Here is a 19,532-nt window from a genome sequence, read left to right on the forward strand (position 1 = left end):
TTAAAGCAGCGCGCGCGGCCGGGTCCACAGCGTCGCGTCGCGTACAGTCGGCGGGTAGAGTGTGTGCCGACGCTGCGCCTGGCCCCAGGCGCGCGCGATCATGGCGATCTTTGCCGCGCCCGACGTGGTGACGCGTTGATCCCACGCTCGCGGCCCGAGCGCCGCGACGCGCCGTGCAATGCCCCCATAAATATCCGCCGCCGCCAGCACCGCCCAGGCCGATCGGAACGATAGCGCGGGCGTCCCGTAACGCGCGCTCGCTTCATACGCCGCCGCGCGCTCGGCCAGGCGCACGCCGAGCCGCCCGAGCGCTTCGCGATACTGCGGCGCGAGCAAATCGTCCGCCGCAATCCCCGCCGCATCCAGCCACTCCTGCGGCAGATAACACCGCCCGGCACGCGCATCCTCGCCCACGTCGCGCGCGATGTTCGCAAGCTGGAACGCTAGCCCCAGATCGCACGCCCGGTCGAGCGTCGCCTCATCCTCCGGGGCGACGCCCATCGCCAGCGCCATCATGCACCCGACGACGCCCGCGACGTGATAGCAATATTGGTACAGGTCCTGCTCGGTCTGCGGCCGCCACTCCGCCGCATCGAGCGCGAACCCGGCGATCAGATCGCGCGGCAAGGCCGAGGGCAGCTTCACCTCGGCGGCGAACAGCCGCAGCGCGTCGAAAGCGGGATCGCCGACTACCTGCCCGGCCAGCGCCACCTCGGTCTTCTCGGTAATCTCGGCGAGCCGCGCCGGCCCGTCGCCGGGCGTCATGCCGTGGCCATGATCCTGCCCGTCGGCAATGTCGTCGCACGCCCGGCACCAGGCATAGAGCAACCACGCCCGCTCCCGCTCGCATCGTCCGAACAGGCGACTCGCGGCGGCGAAACTGCGCGATCCGCGCGCGATCAATTCCTGCGCGGTCGCGACGATCGCGGCGCGGGTCGGCCCGCTGGAACGCGCGCCGCTCAAAGGTCCTTCGCGCCGATCTTGGTAACCGTCGTCACCGGCACATGCGCGGCCATCTGCGCCAGCAACCCGTCGAGCGCGGTGTCGATCAGCAGGATCTCGCGGTGTTGCGCGCGGAGAAATCCGACCTCGGCCATGTGGTGATAAAAGGCCACGAGATGGTCGTAATAGCCCGCGATGTTGAGCAGCCCGACCGGCTTCGCGTGATAACCGATCTGCGCCCAGCTGAGCGCCTCCCACAGCTCGTCCATCGTGCCGGTCCCGCCGGGCAGATTGACGAACCCGTCGCTGAGATCGGTGAACGCCTGCTTGCGCTGGTGCATCGTGCCGACGACGTGCAGCTCGGTGCAGCCCTTATGCGCCACCTCGGCATCGACCAGCGCCTGCGGGATGATCCCGATCACCTCGCCCCCCGCCGCCAGCGCACTATCGGCGACCGCGCCCATCAGCCCGAGCCTGCCGCCGCCATAAACGACGCCGATCCCCCGCTCGGCCAGCGTCCGCCCGACTTCGCGCGCGCATTCGATATAGACCGGGTCGGCAGGCGTGGCGGAGCCGCAATAAATGGCCAGGCGCTTCAAGACTTGTTCTCCAACATCAACGCCGCCGTCGCCTTGGCACTGCCCACCACGCCGGGGATCCCCGCGCCCGGATGCGTGCCCGCGCCGACGAAATACAGGTTCGGGATATGGTCGTCGCGATTGTGCACGCGGAACCACGCGCTCTGCGTCAGGATCGGCTCCAGCGAAAAGGCGCTGCCGAGATGCGCGTTCAGATCGCCCGCGAAATCCTTCGGCGTGTACGAAAATTTCGTAACGATCCGATCGTGGATATCGGGAATCAGCCGCCGCCCGATTTCATCGAGGATGCGCTTTTCCAGGATCGGCCCGATCTCGTCCCACTCGACCGGGAATTTGCCGAGATGCGGCACCGGCGCCAGCGCGTAGAAGGTCGAATATCCCTCGGGCGCCAGGGACGGATCGGTCACGGTCGGATGGTGCAGATAGATCGACACATCCTCCGACAGCACGCCGTGGTCGAAAATGTCGGCCATCAACCCCTGATAGCGCGGCCCGAACAGGATCGAATGGTGCGGGATGCCCGGCCAATCGCCCTTGATCCCGAAATGCACGACGAACAGCGACGGCGAATAGCGTTTGCGCGCCAGCGCAGTCTTGGTGCGCTGCGCACTGCGCGAGGACTTCAGCAGATCGCGATAGACGTGCATCACGTCGCCATTGCACGCGATCATGTCGGCATCCTGATGCCACCCGCTTGCCGTGGTGACGCCGGTCGCGCGGTCGCCCAGCGTGGCGATATCGACCACCGCATCGTTCAGCCGCACCACGCCGCCCAGCCGCTCAAAATGCGTCACCATCCCCGCGATCAGCCGGTTGGTGCCGCCCAGCGCGAACCACACCCCGCCGTCCTTCTCCAATTTGTGGATCAGCGCGTAGATCGCGCTGGTGGTCATCGGATTGCCGCCGACCAGCAGCGTGTGGAACGACAGCGCCTGGCGCAGATGCTCGTCCTTCACATAGCTCGACACGACCGAATAGACCGATCTCCACGCCTGATATTTGAACAGCCCGGGCGCCGCCTTGATCATCGCCGCAAAGTCGAGGAACGCGACATGGCCGAGCTTGCGATAGCCCTCCTCATACACGCCGGCCGAGTATTCGAGGAACTTGGCGTAACCCGCCACATCCTCGGGGTTGAGCTTGGCGATCTCGGCGCGCAGCGCATTTTCGTCGTTCGAATAATCGAACGTTGTGCCGTCGGGCCAGCTGAGCCGGTAGAACGGCATCACCGGCACCAGCGTCACGTCATCGGCCATGTCGCGCCCGGTCAGCGCCCAAAGTTCCTGCAAGGATGGCGGATCGGTGATGACGGTCGGCCCGGCATCGAAGGTGAAGCCGTCCTTTTCCCACACATACGCCCGCCCGCCGGGCTTGTCGCGCGCCTCGACGATCGTCGTCTCGACCCCGGCCGATTGCAGCCGAATCGCGAGCGCGAGCCCGCCAAAGCCCGCACCGATCACGATTGCCGTGCGACCGTTCATAATGGCTTCGCCGCAGGCAACAGGCCGATCGCCCGCATCGCGCGCGGGATCGTCACCGGCGGCTTGCCGGTCAGCACGCGCACCTTGTCGAACAGCGTCGATCGCCCGGCATAGAAGCGCCGCACCAGTTGCGGATCGAGCCGATAGAAGCGCTCCAGCACCTTGTAGCGCTCTTCCGGGTCGGCCGCGCGGAACAACATCTTGTCGAGCATCCGGTAAAAGCCGCGCGCCTTCCACGTCCGCCGCGCGAAATCGTGCGTCAGGTCGTGCAGGCCCGCCCCCGAAAGGTCGCGCGCATCGCCGATCAGCGCCGCCATCCGCACCGCATCGGGCAGCGAATAGCCGGTGGTCGGGTGAAACAGACCGGCGCGCATCCCGGCCTTCGCCACCTTGTTGCCGCCCGATTGCCAATAGGCCTCGAAATCGCCGCCCATCGTCACCGGCAGCACGCCCGATTCCTCGCGCACGATATGCTGCGTCTGCCAGCCATGCGCGGCGGCATAGGCCAGCACGCGCTCGGCGATCGGATCGGCATTGCTCCCACTGCCGGGCTTCGGGCGGTGCAGATCGGGCGTGTCGCTGTAATAGGTGTCCTCGACGAACAGCCGCGTCGCCGAGAAGGGCAGCGTATAGACGAAGCGATAGCCGTCGATCTGCTCGACCGTCGCATCCATCACGATCGGGTGATCGACCCCGTGCGGCTCGTCGAGCGCGAATTCCATGCCGACGAACTTCTGCCAGCCAAGGTCGAGCAGCCCGAGGTCCCCGGGCCCGCGCGCATCGATCACGCCCTTCGCCTCGATCCGGTCGCCATCGGCGAGCACGACCGCGGTCGCGCTGGCGGCCAGCACTTTCCGCCCGGTCATCAATGCCTTTTCGGGCAGAGTCGCCCGCATCACCGTGTCGAGCCGCTCCGATTCGATCGAGTAATAGGGGCTCTTCAGCGTCCGCTGGTGCGCCGGAAAGGCGATGTCATATTGCGTCCAGCCATAGGAAATCAGCGGCGCGACGATCCAGCGGTTGCCCTCGTCTATGTCGCTTGCAAAGAACGACCAGAGGTGGTTGCCACCGATCGTATCCGCCCCCTCGATGATCCGCACATCGATTCCGGGGCGCTTCTTGGCGAGCGCAAGCGCGATCAGGCCACCGGCCAGCCCGCCACCAACGATGGCCAAGTCGCAATTGTGGGTGGTCGGCATGGCAAAGAGCGATACTAGAAAAGCGCCGCCGCGCAAGCGCGCGCGGGTGACGGATCGCTTCGGCACGTGTAAGGTTTCGCTTCGATGCCCACGCTATTTTCCCTGCCGGTCGCCGTTCCGATCGCCATCCTCGTCTCGGCGCTTGCCATGTCGCTGATCGTCGGGGTGCGCTATCTGATCGTGTCGGGCGCGTTCGATGTCGCGACGCGGACACGCTATCCGGGGCTGTATGCCGGCCTCACCCCCCAAATCCGGCGCGAGATCGCGTGGAGCCTCGCCTCGGCGCTGATCTATGGCGTGCCCGCAGGGGTCGTCGCCTGGGGATGGCAAAATCGCGGCTGGACGATGATCTACGCCGACATCCACGCCTGGCCCTTGTGGTACGCGCCGGTGTCCGTGCTGCTCTATCTGTTCGTCCACGATACCTGGTTCTACTGGACGCACCGCTGGATGCACACGCCGCGCGCATTCAGGCTCGCCCACGCGGTGCATCATGAAAGCCGCCCACCCACCGCCTGGGCTGCGATGGCGTTCCACCCGATCGAGGCGATCACCGGCGCTGTGATAATTCCGCTACTGGTCTTCCTGATTCCAATCCACATCGGCGCGCTAGGGTTGGTGTTGACCATCATGACGGTTATGGGGGTGACCAACCATATGGGGTGGGAGGTTTTTCCTACGTTCATGTGGAAAGGCCGACTGGGAGGTTGGCTCATCACCGCGAGTCATCATCAACGCCACCACGAACTCTATCGGGGCAATTATGGACTCTACTTCCGCTTCTGGGACCGGATTTGCGGCACGGACAAAGGCGTCGGCGATTTCGCCAAGAGCCATGCCAAGGCTGCGTGCGGTCGCGCGAGCCAGCGCGTTGAGCGCAGCGGCGCTGCTGTTGCTGCCCGGAGCGGTCGGGACGGGTGAGCTTTCGGTCGACGTCTCCAATCTGCGCTCGCACAAGGGTTTCGTACGCGTCTGCCTGACCGCCGATCCGCAGAATTTCCCCGCCTGTATCGACGATGCGCAAGCGGTGACACGCTCGATCCCGGCGGGCACGCCGAAGATCCGCTTCGATGGCCTGGCGCATGGCGATTATGCTGTCGCGGTGATCCATGACGAGAATGGCAATCGCAAATTGGACACCTTCGCCGGCATCCCGCGCGAAGGCTTCGGTTTTTCGCGCAATCCGCCCGTTACCTTCGGTCCGCCGCGCTTTTCGGCGGCGCGCTTCACGCTGGCGGGTGATGCAGAAACGCAACAGGTACGGATGCGTTACTTGCTCTGACCGGTGTCGGCGGACCCAAACCGGTACGGGCACGTTACGGCCTCAACCCCGATAGTTGGAGCTCCCCCGTGATCGTCGCCCCTTTGCTTAGCCGTACCCTGCTCGCCTCCGCCGCTTTGGCGCTGAGCGCCGCCGCCGTCCCCGCCCTCGCGCAGGACGCCCCCGCCCCGGCGGCCCCGGCGAGCGCGGACAGCAATGCCGATCTCGCCGCACGCCTGAATGGCGACAGCGTGACGGTCGGCATCGGTGGCGCGTATCTGCCCGATTATGAAGGCTCGAACGAGTATCGCCTCGCGCCGGGTCCGGTCGCGATCGGATCGATCAAGGGGTTCAACTTCTCGGTCGTCGGCAATCGCGCCAGCGTCGATCTGATCCCGAACCGTCCGGGCCAGACGATCGACCTCCAGCTCGGCCCGATCGGCGTGCTCAATTTCAACCGCTCGGCGGTCAGCACGATCGATGACGTGCGCGTCCGCGCGCTGGGCAAGCGCAGCACCGCGATCGAACTCGGCGGCTATGTCGGGATCGGCAAGACCGGCATCGTCACCAGCCCATATGACAAGCTCTCGCTGTCCTTGAGCTATCGTCAGGGCGTCAGCGGCGCGCATCGCTCCTATACCTGGCAGCCGACGGTGACCTATCTCACCCCGCTCAGCCGAAAGGCCGCCGCCGGGCTGATCGCCACCGCGCAATATTCGGGTCAGGGCTTTGCCGACGCCTATTTCTCGATCAGCCCCAGCCAAAGCATTGCCAGCGGCCTGCCCTCCTTCAACGCGCGGAAAGGCTGGCGTAATTACAGCGTCGGCGGCTTCGTGACCTATTCGCTGACCGGCGATCTGCTGAAGGGCTTCAAGATCGTCGCGGGCGGCACCTACAGCCGCGAACTTGGCGATTTTTCGTACAGCCCGATCGTCCGCATCGCCGGTACGCCCAACCAATGGCTCGGCGCGGTCGGCATCGCCTACACCTTCTGACGGACCGGATCGCACACGCCGATCGCCGCAAACCGGAGCCGTCCTGGCAATCCCGGCTTGCGTCGCGGCGCGCGAAATGCGACGCGGTTCCCGCCAGATGGCGCGTTTTCTTGGAAGAAGAGGGTTCGCCCCGATGACCGATACTCCCCCCGTCCTGCTGCGCGACGGCGAAGACCCCAGCTCCGGCCTGATCGCCCAGTTCGATGCGCGCGCCGAACGACGCAACGAACGGCGCGAATTCTTCCGCACCGCGCTTGGCGCAGGGGCCGTGGCGGCGGTTGGCGCGACGGCGGTGACGCTCGCCTCGCGCGCAACTGCGCAGTCGGTCAACGACGCGGCGATCCTCAATTTCGCGCTCAACCTCGAATATCTCGAAGCTCAATTCTACAGCTACGCCGTGACCGGTACGGGCCTTGCCAACAGCCTGCTCACGCCAGGCAGCGCGAGTACGACGACAGTGGGCACGATCACGCCTGGGCGGCAGGTCAGCTTCTCCGATCCGCTCGTCGCACAATATGCGCGCGAAATTGCGGCGGACGAGGCAGCGCACGTCGCCTTCCTGCGCAACACGCTCGGCACCGCCGCGGTCGCGATGCCCGCGATCGATCTCGGCAGCACCGCGACCAGCGCGTTCAGCGTAGCGGCGCAGGCCGCCGGGATTGTCACGTCGGGCACGGCGTTCGATCCGTACGCCAACGACCAGAACTTCCTGCTCGCCGCCTTCCTGTTCGAAGATGTCGGCGTCACCGCGTACAAGGGCGCGGCGACGCTGCTCGAAAGCAAGGTCTATCTCGATGCAGCGGCCGGTATCCTCGCGGCGGAGGCCTACCACGCTTCGATCATCCGTACCGTGCTGTATCGCAAGGGCGTCGACACTGCGTCCTTCCGTACCTCCGCCGATGCGCTGTCCAACGCGCGCGACGCGCTCGATGGCACGACCGACGACGATCAGGGCATCTCGCCGGTCACTCTGGTCAGCAGCCTGACCCCGACCCCGGCCCCAGGAGCCTATGCCCCGCTCGTCCCCGCGGCGTTGCTCGGTACCGCCTCCAATATCGTGCCGACCGCCGCCGATGGCACGGTCTACGGGCGCAGCACCGGCACCGTGCTCAACGTGCTGTATCTCAACCGCCTGGCGGTCTCGAAGGGCGGGTTCTTCCCGAACGGCCTGAACGGCACGCTCGTGAGCAGCTCGGCGAGCTGATGTCCGCCCCGTTGCAGCCCGTGATTTTTCCGATCGGAGTTTCCCAGTGATCGACAGCGACATCCTCCTGCAGACGCTCGAAGCCAGCGAACGGCGCCGCGCCGAGCGCCGCAATTTCCTGCGCAGCGCGAGCGCGGCCTCGCTCGCGGTTGGCGGCAGCGCGTTGCTCGCGGCGTGCGGCGGCGGCAACAGCGGCACCTCCACCCCGACGCCGACCACCACCCCGACCCCCAGCCCGAGCTCGACCTCGGTGCTGCAGGATCAGGATACGCTGAACTTCGCGCTCAACCTCGAATATCTCGAGGCGCAATTCTACAGCTATGCCGTGACCGGCGCCGGCCTGCCCGCCGCGCTGATCGCCCCCGGCAACGGCAGCGGCACCACGACCGGCACCGTGACCGGCGGCCGCCAGGTGAGCTTCACCGACACCGTCGTGCGCGAATATGCCCGCGAGATCGCCGCCGATGAGATCGCGCATGTCGGCCTGCTGCGTTCCGCGCTCGGCGCGGCGGCGGTGGCGATGCCGAACATCAACATCGATGGCGGCGCGAGCGGTGCCTTCACCGCGCTCGCCCGCGCGGCCGGGATCGTCGCCTCGACCGACACCTTCGATCCTTACGCCAGCGACGAGAATTTCCTGCTCGCCGCCTTCGTCTTCGAAGATGTCGGCGTCACCGCGTACAAGGGCGCCGCGGCGCAGATCAACAGCGCGCTGCTGATCGATGCCGCCGCCGGCATCCTCGCGACCGAGGCGTACCACGCCGGCCTCATTCGTACCGTGCTCTACTCCAAGGGCCTGACCACGCCGAGCCTGCGTACCAATGCCGGGCTGATCAGCGACGCGCGCGACAGCCTTGACGGCACCACGACCGATCTCGACCAGGGCATCGTCGGCGATGCCGTTACGTCGAACCTGGTGCCGGTCGACGCCAATGGCCTCGTCTTCGGCCGCACCGCGGGTCAGGTGCTCAACATCGTCTATCTCAACCGCAACGCGGTGGTGGGCGGCGGGTTCTTCCCCGCGGGCCTCAACGGCAACATCAAGACCAGCGCGGCAAGCTGACCCAGCTTTAGCATCCGGGGCTTTGCAGCGGCCCCGGATGCGCCTAGAACCGCACCATCCCCGGGGGGCTGCCGATCCGCAGCTGAGAGGCAGGCAGGAGCCCGCGACCCGCATCAACCTGATCCCGTTAGCACGGGCGGAGGGAGGGAGCGGTTTTCACCCCGAAATCCGTGCCCCCGCTCCGAATTTTGGAGCGAAACGCATGGCCGACATCCCCGCCCGTACCGAAATTGGCGTCACCACCGGCCCGATCCGCGGCAGCCGCAAGATCTACGTCCCCGCGCCCAACATCCCCGGCCCCGGCGTCGCGATGCGCGAGATCATGCTCGAACCCTCCAGCGGCGAGCCGCCCTTGCGCGTCTATGACACCAGCGGCCCCTACACCGACCCCAATGCGCAGATCGACATCGCGACCGGCCTGCCGACGCTCCGCCGCGACTGGATCCTCGCGCGCGGCGATGTCGAATCCTATGACGCGCGCGAAATCCGCCCCGAGGACAATGGCCTGACCGGGCCGGACCGCTCCGCCGGCGTCCCGCAATTCCCCAATGTCGTGAAGCGGCCGCTGCGCGCGAAGACGGGCATGAACGTCAGCCAGATGCACTATGCCCGCCGCGGCATCATCACGCCCGAGATGGAATATGTCGCGATCCGCGAAAATCTCGGCCGCGCGGCAGCCAAGGAAGCGCTCATCCGCGACGGGCAGGATTTCGGCGCGAGCATCCCCGACTACGTCACCCCCGAATTCGTCCGCGATGAGATCGCGCGCGGCCGCGCGATCATCCCCAACAACATCAACCACCCCGAATCCGAACCGATGGCGATCGGCCGCAATTTCCTGGTCAAGATCAACGCCAATATCGGCAACAGCGCGGTCGCCAGCAACGTCGCGTCCGAAGTCGACAAGATGGTCTGGTCGATCCGCTGGGGCGCGGACACCGTCATGGACCTCTCCACGGGGCGCAACATCCACGACACGCGCGAATGGATCCTGCGCAACAGCCCCGTGCCGATCGGCACCGTGCCGATCTACCAGGCGCTCGAGAAGGTCGGCGGCGTCGCCGAGGACCTCACCTGGGAAATCTTCCGCGACACCCTCATCGAACAGGCCGAACAGGGCGTCGATTACTTCACGATCCACGCCGGCGTGCGCCTCGCCTACATCCCGATGACCGCCAAGCGCGTCACCGGCATCGTCAGCCGCGGCGGCTCGATCATGGCGAAATGGTGCCTCGCGCATCACAAGGAGAGCTTCCTCTACGAACGCTTCGACGAGATCACCGAGATCATGAAGGCGTATGACATCGCCTACAGCCTCGGCGACGGCCTGCGCCCCGGCTCGATCGCCGACGCAAACGACGAAGCGCAGTTCAGCGAGCTCTATACCTTGGGCGAACTCACCCACCGCGCGTGGAAGAGCGACGTGCAGGTGATGATCGAAGGCCCCGGCCATGTGCCGATGCACAAGATCAAGGAGAATATGGACAAGCAGCTCGAAGTCTGTGGCGAGGCGCCCTTCTACACGTTGGGCCCCCTCACCACCGACATCGCGCCGGGCTATGACCATATCACCAGCGGCATCGGCGCCGCGATGATCGGTTGGTATGGCACGGCGATGCTCTGCTACGTCACGCCGAAGGAGCATCTCGGCCTGCCCGACCGCGACGACGTGAAGGTCGGCGTGGTGACCTACAAACTCGCCGCGCACGCAGCGGACCTCGCCAAAGGCCACCCCGCCGCCAAGATGCGCGACGACGCGGTGTCACGCGCCCGCTTCGAATTCCGCTGGCGCGACCAGTTCAACCTGTCGCTCGATCCCGACACGGCGGAACTCTATCACGACGCAACGCTCCCCGCAGAAGGCGCCAAGACCGCGCATTTCTGCTCGATGTGCGGCCCGAAATTCTGCTCGATGAAGATCACGCAGGAAGTGCGCGATTTCGCGGGCAAGCAGAATCAGGGCGTCGAAGGCTTCATCGCGAGCGGCCCGACCGGCGCCGAGACGGCAGCGGCAAGCAAGGCCGCGGCGATCAAGGGGATGGAGGAGATGAGTGCGCTGTACAACGCGTCAGGGCGCGAGCTTTACATTGGCGCTGGGGGGCGGGAGCGGGATTGAGGGTGCGGAACTCCTAGAAAACTTAAATTGGATCGATCCATTTCCCCTGTGGAGGGGGTGGCGGCACTATCGTGTTAAAGTTGTTCTGCAAGAAGAGATGAATGTTAACACGGCAAGCTATCGCTTCCGGCCCGGTAGAAATTCCTCCCGGCAAACCACTTGCCGTTTTTTCGATCATTCCGGTGCCCCAAACGATCGGGCGATCTTTCCACTCCGGAAGGCGGGTAATTCGTTTCGACGCGTCCTCGAAATCCCAACCCTCCTCCTTAGATCTTGCGATTATCCAGCTACCCTTCGTCGGATAATCGATTCGTGGAAGAGGGCGGCTTCCCCCACCGTCATACCGACGGGGTTTGGTACTGGCCCAGTCTCCATAAAACATGCGGTAGTTGCCATAGCTTCTCGATAAGTTGGCAAACAACAGCCGTGAACCAATCAACTTACTCTCTGCAAAATCGTCGAAATCCGAGAAATCGTTAGGGAAACTCGAGGCGGAGACCACAAAACGTGCTTCCGGCGATATTGCAATTAGACGATTAATGAGCAGAGATACATTACGCTCTGTCATTTCGGTGGGATCACCATACCCGGCATCAAAAACACAGAGAATGTTGTTACCAATGTACTCTTCGATAATATTAAATATTAATGTAATGTCATATGAGCGCTCAAGCTCGAATCGAAATACAAAACCCCGACCCATTTCGATAGCTTTATTAATCTGATAGCGAACCTGGTCTTCAGATTTATCTAGCGTTTGAATTGTAGGAATGTAACGCTGATTTTCTTCAACAAATTTCATCCAGTTTATATGACCTTGATTTTTGTCGAGCAGAGACCTCCAAAAAACTCTAGATGGTAGTTCGGATTCGCTTCGGAAATATCGATCAATATCAACAATAATCGGCATGTCGCCGACACTTCTAGATATGACAGCTACGGTATTATCAAATGATATAGAATTAAGCCAAGGAGCGAGCAGTATTATTGGCAGCATTTTCTGTTTTTCGGATGCTGGCAACTTCTCCATTGCCCGCATTTCGGCGCGCCTAACGCATATCGTTGGATAATATCGATCGATAAATTGCGTCATCGTCAGAAACCGAACCTAAAACCGACAGCTAAAGCTGATACCTTGAAAACTGATGCGATCTCGTCAAGGTGTCCCGAGGCGGGCAGGCACGCGTGCCTTTGCATACACCAATCATGCACCTTATCCCATGGAAGCAACAAGGCTGCGGCCATACGGTTAGCTTCCGCCTCTAGTCGGTCAGATAGTTTAGAACGATATAGTATACTGTCGGTAATACCATCAGTTCCTATACTTTGCTTATGTAGTAAGAAGTGTCCAATTTCATGGGCTACAGTAAATCTTTGACGAACGGGCACATCTGTATTGTTAACTTGTATCTGATACGATTGATCTTTTGTTGATAACTGACGAATTAGTCCAGATATATCAGCAGGCAACGTTATGCTAATCACCTCAATACCGAATTTCTGTGCAATCAGGCCAATCGGCACGGGGGAGCCCTCCCCGCGACATCATCGATTATAACGCGCTCGTCTACAGACAAGCGTTGCCATAGCGGAAGAGCCGGATCGGATGGATTCAAGGTCAATCGACCTGACCCTCATCAGTTGGCTCGTCTTCGTCCAACCGCACGTCTGGATTATTGGTCGTAATTTTGTCAATAACTAAGGGTAGTAAGGCTATTACCTCTTGCCTAATGCGGCGCTCAGTCCACTTTTTTAGGTGACCCTCTTCCCGCGTAAATTCATCTTGGATTTTGACTAGAGCACGCCCCCCCTCATCGAACGAAGAAGAGATCGCCCTTAATGCTTCCGTAGACGCAAATTTACCCGCCTCGCGTTTCAAACTTCGGAAACCCACAACGCCTAAGATTGCCAGCCCCAACGCTGAAACCGAGAAGATCACTGTAACTGTGGTCAGCAGAATCACGACCATATTAGTGTAGTCGATAGCAACCGGGCTATTTGCTGTTGCAGGAGTAGCGTATCGTCCGATCAACAAATACGCTATCACACAAAGGGTGATAGCGACGAGAAGCGAAAGTGTTGCGTAAAAGATCCGCCAGAACGTCGCCATAACGTCATCGTAGCCAGAGGTTTGGATTTATACAATGGGCAGGGTTTGTCACTCTTGCCCCACCTAACTCAGATCGTGCTGGTCGTCCGCGACTATGACGAAGCGCCCCCTTCTAAGTCGGCAAGGTCGGCTGCACGCTAGGATCGAATGGGCCGTCGATATTGCGGACCGCCGCGTCGCAGTCGACCGGCTTCAACTAAGGCCGTGGCGCGCCATTCCCCGAGCAATGATATCCTCAATCGACGTATCAACTTCTGGCGAAGCCCGCCCCTCGTCGATCGCCGCCTGCAACGCCGCCAGTTTCACCGCATAGGCCCGGTCGCGCCGCACCAGGTCGCAGATATAGTCGCTGGTGCTGCCGAACCCGCCCTCAACGGCGCGCGCATCTGCCCAACTTTGGAGGTCGTCGGGAAGCAGGATGGTCATCTGCGCCATGCCCGAAACATACGATGCCGCGCCCATACCGACAAGCAACTCAATAAGGATAGCGGCACCGCAAGCCCCAACCACCCCTCACCAAGGCTGTCCTACACGCGCGGATTATGATCCAAACTGCCGGATGGCACATCGCAAACCTCGCAACCAAGCCTCTGGTCGCTCGGCCCGACGCTCCCCCACCACCGCCCCCACCACGGCGCTCGTCGTCACGCCCGAGCCCGCGCCGCCGGCGGACACGCGCGACGAACATGGCTTCGATCCCGACGATTATAAGTGGATTCCGGTCCGGCGCGTGCCGCGTGCCGATGGCTGGAGCGATGCGAAGCAACGGCTGTTCATCGAAACGCTCGCCGACACCGCATCGGTGACCGAGGCGGCGCGCACCGTGGGCATGACGACGACGAGTTGTTATCGCCTGCGCCGCGCGCCGGGGGCGGAGAGTTTCGCCCGCGCCTGGGATGCGGCGCTGCACGCCGCCTCGGCCCGGCTGGTCGAGGTCGCGTTCGATCGCGCGCTCAACGGCGTCGAACACATCATCTTCGACAAGGAGGGACGGCGGATCGGCGCACAGCGGCGCTACAGCGATACGTTGCTGATGCATTTGATGCGCGCGCATCATCCAGCGCTTTATGGACGCTCGCATCTCGATACGCGCCCGGCGGCGGCGCCTGCGCTGCCCCCGGTGGCGGAGGCACTCGCCGCGCTCTCCCCCGTCACGCCGCCCGATCCGCATTTGCTGATGCCGCCCGACGAACTCGAAACCGCGCTCGAAGTGGCCGATCTGGGCGATGGCCGACTGCCGCATTGGTATCGCGACCCCGATCCTAACCCGATATATCAAGAGGATAGCGCGTTCGAGGCCAAGCTGCAGGCGTGCCTTGACGAAGCGAGGGCGGCGCGGGAAGCCGAGACCGGCCGCGATCTGGGTTGGAACAAAGACGGGAGTGACGCTGACGACGAGCGGGACCTCGGCGACGGCGCCGACGCCGCGCCGGATGACGACACCCCGCGCTCCCGCCGCTGACAAACGGGCCTTGTGGATGGCACTTTCGCAACTTTCGGTGCGCGCGCCGCGTCTCGCTCGTCCCGCCGTCCGTGCTTCCCCATCGCCTGTAAAGCTGGCAGGTTGCTAGCCGATGCTCCCCTCGCTGCTCGTCATCGACGATTTCCTCACCGATCCCCACGCCGTCCGCCGCGCGGCGCTTGGGCTTGGCTATGATCCGGCGCTGAAGGCGGGGAATTATCCCGGCGTGCTGTCGAACGATCCGCTTGCGATCAAAGGGCTGGACGCGGCGGTGGCGGCGCGGATCGGAGTGCCAGTCGCGCCGATGCCGGGCACCAGCCACGGCCATTGCCGCCTCACGCTCGCCGGGGACAAGGGGATCAGCGGGGTGCATATCGACCCCTGCTTCTATTCGGGCATCCTCTATCTCAGCCTGCCCGAACATGCCCGCGGCGGGACCGATTTCTTCCGCCACCGCCCGACCGGGCTGGACCGCGTGCCAAGCACCGATCTCGGGCTGCTGGAGAGCGGCTTTGCCGACGTCAACGATCTGGTCGAACGCGTCGTCAATGCCGACACGACCAAGCCCGCGCGCTGGGAAAAGGTGATGAGCGTGCCGATGCGCTTCAACCGGCTGCTGCTGTTCAGCCCGTGGCTGTTCCACGATGCCGCCCCCGGCTTCGGCCGCAGCGCGGCGGATGGGCGGCTGGTGATGCTGCTGTTCTTCGCGCGCCGTTGACGGTCAGGGGCGCCCGTCGCCGGACGCCCCTGGCCGATCGTCACTTGGGCTTAGAAGCGCACACCCACGCCCGCCGCGACATGGCGACGCTGCAGGTTCACGCCGAAGAACTTGCCGTAATCGGCATAGTTGAATTCGAGCAGGCCATAGACGCGCTTGCCGAAGTTATAATCGACGCCGATCGCGCCCTGCACGCCGTCCTTGGTGGTCGATCCGCTGCCGAACGCCGTGTTCGCGCTGAAGCCGATGCGGGCATAGCCAGCCTTGGCATAGATCAGCGCCTTGTCGCTGACCGCGACGCCGATCCGACCGCCAACGCCGAGATTGCCGTTTTCCTTCAGGCAATCCGCGCCGTCGCACAATTTGACGCTGGAGAATTCATAGACCGCATACGGCCCAACCACGACCGACTTGCCCGCCTTCAGGTCGAAACCGATTTCGCCGCCGCCCGAAACCGCGCTGCCGATCTTGTAGACATTCCCGCTGTCGCTGACGGTCGGCGTTTCATAGCCGATGCGCGCTTCGGCGCGGACGCCGTCGAACTGACTGGCGCGGGTGTCGCTGTCCTGCGCGGCAGCAACGCCCGGAATGCACGCCGCAACAGCGGCGAGCAGGTACCAAGATTTCATGAGATGTCCCCCGGATTATGACTGCTTTATAACGGGTAAGATCGCACATGCGCGAAATCGCCCGGGGCGGCGCTAAAGTCAGGTAGCAGCGACGTCTAGCCCGTATCGCACCCGAAATGACCTGTTTTCAGAAAGTTGTCACAGTGTTGCGCTGATATCACACACTAAGAGGCGGAAGCGCCCAATCGATCGTCCCGCGGCCATGCTCCGCCAGGAAGGCATTGGTCCGGGAGAAGGGTCGGCTCCCGAAAAAACCTGTCCGCGCCGACAAGGGCGAGGGGTGCGCAGAAGTCACGATCAAATGCCGCCCGGCCGGTGCAGCCGCCGCGATCAACGGTGCCTTGGCTTGCGCATGAGCACCCCAGAGCAGGAACACAGTCGGATCGGCCCGCTCGGCCACCGCGCGGATCACGGCATCGGTAAAGCGCTCCCACCCCTGCCCGCGGTGCGAGGCAGGCGCGCCCTCGCGCACGCTCAACACGGTGTTGAGCAGCAGTACGCCTTGCCGCGCCCATGCCTCCAGGAAGCCGTGCGCGCTGCGGGGATGGCCCAGGTCGGCCTGCAATTCCTTGAAGATGTTGACCAGGCTCGGCGGGATGCGCGTGCCGGGCCGGACCGAGAAGCTCAGCCCATGCGCCTGCCCCGCGCCATGATACGGATCCTGCCCCAGAATCACGACGCGCACGGCATCAAGCGGGGTCAGCGCGAGCGCGCGGAAGCGGTCGGCCGCCGGCGGATAGACCGGCACGCCCCCCGCCGCCTCGGCCGCCAGGAGGGCGTCGAGGTCGCGCATGTACGGTGCGTCGAACTCGCCCTGCAACGCCGCACGCCAGCTCGGATGCAGGCCCGCCAATCCGTCCATGCCGCTGATGCCTCAGCGCTTCCGGACGAACTCAGCGCGCAGCACCAGGCCCTTGATCCCGTCGTAACGGCAGTCGATTTCCTGCGCGTCGCCGGTTAGCCGGATCGACTTGATCAGCGTGCCACGCTTCAGCGTCTGCCCCGCGCCCTTGACGGTCAGATCCTTGATCAACGTCACCTGATCGCCATCGGCCAGCACATTGCCGACCGCATCGCGGACGACCACTGCATCCCCGTCATGCGCGGCGACGGCGGACACCTGCACCCATTCGCCGGTCGCCTCGTCATAGACGAAAGCGTCTTCCTCACCGCTCATGCCGATCAGCTCTTGATGTTGACCATGCCGACCGGCTGGCCCTTGGTCGAAGGATTGGAGGCGTTTTGCTTGGGCGCCTTCTCGGCCTTGGGCTTGCGCACTTCCTTGTTCGATTTCTTCTGGCTCTTGGCCATGTCCTGTCCTGACCGGAGCGGAAGGCCCCGCTTATCCTTAGCGCCAAAGGGGCACGGGGCGCACCTCAATTCGCTCCGCCGCGTGCGTCGCTCACTTGATCGATGTCAGTACGATTGTTGCCGCCCGCCTCGCAACTCTTGGCGCGCTAACCTGTTGATGTTGCACGCCGGACGCGCCCCCCTTCGCGTCCGGCGACCATTCCAATCGACCGAGGAGTCACGTCATGGGCCTGTTCACCAAAGACATCGCCACGTTCGAAGACCTGTTCCTGCATCAGCTGCAGGACGTCTATTATGCCGAGAACCAGATCACCAAGGCACTGCCGACGATGATCGAAAAAGCGACCGACGCGGGCCTGAAAACTGGCTTCCAGCAGCATCTGAGCGAAACCGAAGGCCAGATCCGTCGCCTCGAGCAAGTGTTCGACAAGCTCGGCGAGCAGCCCAAGGGCGCTACGTGCCCGGCAATTCAGGGCATCATCAAGGAAGCCAATGAAGTCGCCGGCGATATTGCCGACAAGGCCGTGCTCGATGCCGCGTTGATCGCCTCGGCCCAGGCGGTGGAGCATTATGAGATCGCCCGCTATGGCACGATGATCGCCTGGGCAAACCAGCTCGGCCGTACGGAAATCGCAGCGATCCTGCAGGAAACGCTCGACGAGGAATATGCGACCGACGACAAATTGACCGCGATGGCGACGGGCAAGCTCAACGCCCGCGCCGAAGACGCTGTTCCGGCACAATAAGCTGCGCGCCTAGAATGTCCCCGGCACCTCGCGTTGCACGGTGTCGGGGCGTTCGGGCGAGAGCAATTCCATCGGCGGAGCCGAAAACGTAGCGCGGCTCGCCTGCGCACTCGGCACGCCAGATGCGTCGGCGGTGATTGCCGCGGCACAACTGCGCCCTGCCAGAAAATCCAGCGCCGCGCGCGTCGAGGATTCGAGGGGGCTGCCGAGCGGATGAGTCAGATCGTCGCCCGCCTGACAGCTTGCCTCCATGATGCTGGCGAGCCCGTCATAATAAGCCCCCTGACGATTAGCATTCTGCAGCGCAAAGGCGATAACGCGCAGCCGATCGTCGCATGCCGAGCGATCGAGCGCGATCTGCCCGACCGGCTTGCCATAGGTATTGGTGCCAATCAGTGCAGCATTGGCGCGCAGATACGGGATTTGCGCCGCGATTACGAGTTCGCTGGCCGATGCGCTGCTACCCGTGCCGATGAACGCGATCTTGGTCGGCGCGATAGACTGCGGCTGCGGCGCGAAGAAGGTAGTCGTGTTATTCGACGATTTTTCCGGCCGGAACGTCATGTAATCGATCACATCGGAGGTCGAACGGTTGGCCCCCATCAAATTGGTCATCAACTCGGCGATCGAAACGAGCCCGCCGCCATTGTAACGCACATCAACGATCACATTCGTGATCCCCGCCGTGCGGAACGAGGCGAAGGCAGCCCGCAACGCCGGGTCGGCCGTCGAAATGAACGTCCGCAGATTGATATAGCCGACTTGCCGCCCGCCATCGTTGATGATCTGCGCGCCATAGCGGCTCGAGACCGGGGTGAGCGAATAGTCCGCCTTGCTGACGCTGACGTTGCGCGTGCCGCTTGCATCGGTGATCCGCAACACGCGCGTCGTGCCCGCCGTGCTCGGCCCCAGCGCGTTGGTCACGCCGTTGCTCCCTTCGGCGGTGATGATCGCATCGACCGTGCGCAAATCGCTCGCACTGGTACCGATCGCGACGATCTCGGCACCGCGATCGATCCCGGCGTTGAGCGCTGGCGCGCCTTCGAACAATTCAGCGATAAACACCCGCCGCCCGGTCGAATCGAGCGACAGACGAAAACCGAACCCCGCGCTCGATCCGGAAGAATAGAAGGCATCCTCCGACGCGATCGAGGTCAGATACGTGAAGTATCGATCCTTGCGCTGCGCCCGCGCGGTCGCGGTCAAGGCATCGATATACGCGTCTACCGTGGTGTAGGCGGCCGGATTGAGGTTCGCCGGCAGCGTGTCCGGAAACAGATACCATTCGCGCAGTTGCGCCAGCGCCCAATCCTGCCGGTCACGCAGCGTACAGCCTGCGGCCGTCGTGCTTGGGGTCGGGGTGGGTGAGGTCGCGGTCGGCGTTCCGCTGGAACTGCCGCTGCCGGAGGTGCCGCCCCCGCTACAGGATGCGAGCACCACGGAAAGGGCCGCCAACGTCGTCGGAATACGCGATCGGGTCATCACTCACCTGCCTTGGCATAAAGCTAGCGAGCGGTGGTTGGCTTGTCAGTGACAAATATCAATGGATGGAAAGTTGTGGTCGATGCGGGGGACGGGCGGGGACGCCCAGCCGATCAAACCATCGGCGCGAGCGTGACGACGCTGGAGAGCAATGCGGCGCTGAGCACGAACGATGCGACGAGCGAGACGGCGACGCGCTGCAGCGATTCGAAAC

The 19,532-nt window shown here is 63.6% G+C and carries 22 protein-coding genes and 1 riboswitch; of the genes, 9 read left to right on the forward strand and 13 right to left on the reverse strand.

The window, feature by feature from the left end:
• Genes AB5I39_RS07340 through crtY form a run of 4 tightly spaced genes read right to left on the reverse strand, consistent with a single transcriptional unit; the run spans position 1 to position 4,221 of the window.
• A complete protein-coding gene (locus AB5I39_RS07340) occupies positions 1 to 963 on the reverse strand; it encodes a phytoene/squalene synthase family protein (RefSeq protein WP_404373098.1) in 963 nt (320 codons plus the stop codon).
• Positions 960 to 1,541, reverse strand: a complete 582-nt coding sequence (locus tag AB5I39_RS07345) for a TIGR00730 family Rossman fold protein (protein ID WP_404373101.1) — start codon at positions 1,539 to 1,541, stop codon at positions 960 to 962. The genes AB5I39_RS07340 and AB5I39_RS07345 overlap by 4 nt, the downstream gene beginning before the upstream one ends.
• Complete coding sequence (locus tag AB5I39_RS07350; RefSeq protein ID WP_404373104.1) at positions 1,538 to 3,022, reverse strand: phytoene desaturase; 1,485 nt, start codon at positions 3,020 to 3,022, stop codon at positions 1,538 to 1,540. Before AB5I39_RS07350 ends, AB5I39_RS07345 begins: the two co-directional genes overlap by 4 nt.
• Positions 3,019 to 4,221: a lycopene beta-cyclase CrtY gene (gene crtY / locus AB5I39_RS07355; protein WP_404373106.1), complete on the reverse strand. Its 1,203-nt coding sequence runs from the start codon at positions 4,219 to 4,221 to the stop codon at positions 3,019 to 3,021. The genes AB5I39_RS07350 and crtY overlap by 4 nt, the downstream gene beginning before the upstream one ends.
• 84 nt (positions 4,222 to 4,305) lie before the next feature.
• Between crtY and AB5I39_RS07360 the strand changes: the two genes are divergently transcribed.
• The 6 genes from AB5I39_RS07360 (at position 4,306) to thiC (ending at position 10,860) form a co-directional block, all read left to right on the forward strand.
• Entirely contained in the window at positions 4,306 to 5,142 is an 837-nt protein-coding gene (locus AB5I39_RS07360) for a sterol desaturase family protein (protein ID WP_404373109.1), read from the forward strand.
• On the forward strand, positions 5,057 to 5,503 hold the full coding sequence (locus tag AB5I39_RS07365) for a DUF2141 domain-containing protein (protein ID WP_404373111.1): 447 nt from the start codon (positions 5,057 to 5,059) through the stop codon (positions 5,501 to 5,503). The genes AB5I39_RS07360 and AB5I39_RS07365 overlap by 86 nt, the downstream gene beginning before the upstream one ends.
• A gap of 68 nt (positions 5,504 to 5,571) precedes the next feature.
• A complete protein-coding gene (locus AB5I39_RS07370; RefSeq protein ID WP_404373114.1) occupies positions 5,572 to 6,477 on the forward strand; it encodes a MipA/OmpV family protein in 906 nt (301 codons plus the stop codon).
• Positions 6,478 to 6,610: 133 nt separating this feature from the next.
• Positions 6,611 to 7,681, forward strand: coding sequence for a ferritin-like domain-containing protein (locus AB5I39_RS07375; protein ID WP_404373116.1), 1,071 nt, complete (start codon positions 6,611 to 6,613; stop codon positions 7,679 to 7,681).
• 46 nt (positions 7,682 to 7,727) lie between these two features.
• On the forward strand, positions 7,728 to 8,744 hold the full coding sequence (locus tag AB5I39_RS07380; protein ID WP_404373119.1) for a ferritin-like domain-containing protein: 1,017 nt from the start codon (positions 7,728 to 7,730) through the stop codon (positions 8,742 to 8,744).
• A 51-nt stretch (positions 8,745 to 8,795) separates the two neighbouring features.
• Positions 8,796 to 8,906: riboswitch (TPP riboswitch) on the forward strand.
• Between the two features lie 40 nt (positions 8,907 to 8,946).
• The gene (thiC, locus tag AB5I39_RS07385; RefSeq protein ID WP_404373122.1) at positions 8,947 to 10,860 is read left to right on the forward strand and encodes a phosphomethylpyrimidine synthase ThiC; all 1,914 of its coding nucleotides are present in this window, start codon (positions 8,947 to 8,949) and stop codon (positions 10,858 to 10,860) included.
• A gap of 22 nt (positions 10,861 to 10,882) precedes the next feature.
• Here thiC and AB5I39_RS07390 read toward each other — a convergent pair whose 3' ends face one another.
• The 4 genes from AB5I39_RS07390 to AB5I39_RS07405 all read right to left on the reverse strand — a co-directional run bounded on the left by AB5I39_RS07390 (position 10,883) and on the right by AB5I39_RS07405 (position 13,405).
• Positions 10,883 to 11,953 (reverse strand): hypothetical protein, encoded by a 1,071-nt coding sequence (locus tag AB5I39_RS07390; RefSeq protein WP_404373125.1) that lies wholly within the window; start codon positions 11,951 to 11,953, stop codon positions 10,883 to 10,885.
• Positions 11,954 to 11,955: 2 nt separating this feature from the next.
• Positions 11,956 to 12,384, reverse strand: a complete 429-nt coding sequence (locus AB5I39_RS07395) for an ImmA/IrrE family metallo-endopeptidase (RefSeq protein WP_404373127.1) — start codon at positions 12,382 to 12,384, stop codon at positions 11,956 to 11,958.
• A 94-nt stretch (positions 12,385 to 12,478) separates the two neighbouring features.
• The gene (locus AB5I39_RS07400) at positions 12,479 to 12,970 is read right to left on the reverse strand and encodes a hypothetical protein (RefSeq protein WP_404373130.1); all 492 of its coding nucleotides are present in this window, start codon (positions 12,968 to 12,970) and stop codon (positions 12,479 to 12,481) included.
• A 192-nt stretch (positions 12,971 to 13,162) separates the two neighbouring features.
• The gene (locus AB5I39_RS07405) at positions 13,163 to 13,405 is read right to left on the reverse strand and encodes a type II toxin-antitoxin system ParD family antitoxin (protein ID WP_404373132.1); all 243 of its coding nucleotides are present in this window, start codon (positions 13,403 to 13,405) and stop codon (positions 13,163 to 13,165) included.
• 124 nt (positions 13,406 to 13,529) lie between these two features.
• Here AB5I39_RS07405 and AB5I39_RS07410 point away from each other — a divergent pair, with 124 nt between their 5' ends.
• Together AB5I39_RS07410 and AB5I39_RS07415 are read left to right on the forward strand one after the other, a co-directional pair.
• Positions 13,530 to 14,432 carry a hypothetical protein gene (locus tag AB5I39_RS07410; protein WP_404373135.1) on the forward strand — a complete coding sequence of 301 codons (903 nt, stop codon included), beginning with the start codon at positions 13,530 to 13,532 and terminating at the stop codon, positions 14,430 to 14,432.
• A 112-nt stretch (positions 14,433 to 14,544) separates the two neighbouring features.
• Positions 14,545 to 15,150 carry a DUF6445 family protein gene (locus AB5I39_RS07415; protein WP_404373138.1) on the forward strand — a complete coding sequence of 202 codons (606 nt, stop codon included), beginning with the start codon at positions 14,545 to 14,547 and terminating at the stop codon, positions 15,148 to 15,150.
• A gap of 50 nt (positions 15,151 to 15,200) precedes the next feature.
• On the opposite strand, the gene AB5I39_RS07420 is transcribed toward AB5I39_RS07415, so the two are convergent.
• The 4 genes from AB5I39_RS07420 to AB5I39_RS07435 form a co-directional block, all read right to left on the reverse strand.
• Positions 15,201 to 15,779, reverse strand: a complete 579-nt coding sequence (locus AB5I39_RS07420; RefSeq protein WP_404373140.1) for an outer membrane protein — start codon at positions 15,777 to 15,779, stop codon at positions 15,201 to 15,203.
• Between the two features lie 157 nt (positions 15,780 to 15,936).
• A complete protein-coding gene (gene ung, locus AB5I39_RS07425) occupies positions 15,937 to 16,641 on the reverse strand; it encodes a uracil-DNA glycosylase (RefSeq protein ID WP_404373142.1) in 705 nt (234 codons plus the stop codon).
• A 12-nt stretch (positions 16,642 to 16,653) separates the two neighbouring features.
• On the reverse strand, positions 16,654 to 16,956 hold the full coding sequence (locus tag AB5I39_RS07430) for an alkylphosphonate utilization protein (RefSeq protein ID WP_404373145.1): 303 nt from the start codon (positions 16,954 to 16,956) through the stop codon (positions 16,654 to 16,656).
• Between the two features lie 5 nt (positions 16,957 to 16,961).
• Entirely contained in the window at positions 16,962 to 17,090 is a 129-nt protein-coding gene (locus AB5I39_RS07435) for a hypothetical protein (protein ID WP_404373147.1), read from the reverse strand.
• Positions 17,091 to 17,314: 224 nt separating this feature from the next.
• On the opposite strand from AB5I39_RS07435, the gene AB5I39_RS07440 reads away from it, so the two are divergent.
• Positions 17,315 to 17,836, forward strand: coding sequence for a ferritin-like domain-containing protein (locus AB5I39_RS07440; protein WP_404373149.1), 522 nt, complete (start codon positions 17,315 to 17,317; stop codon positions 17,834 to 17,836).
• A 9-nt stretch (positions 17,837 to 17,845) separates the two neighbouring features.
• Here the strand turns inward: AB5I39_RS07440 and AB5I39_RS07445 are convergent, their stop codons facing one another.
• Complete coding sequence (locus AB5I39_RS07445) at positions 17,846 to 19,318, reverse strand: S41 family peptidase (protein ID WP_404373151.1); 1,473 nt, start codon at positions 19,316 to 19,318, stop codon at positions 17,846 to 17,848.
• Positions 19,319 to 19,532: the final 214 nt, after the last annotated feature.

This window comes from Sphingomonas sp. MMS24-J45 (genome assembly GCF_044881195.1).
In the GTDB taxonomy this organism is placed as follows: domain Bacteria; phylum Pseudomonadota; class Alphaproteobacteria; order Sphingomonadales; family Sphingomonadaceae; genus Sphingomonas.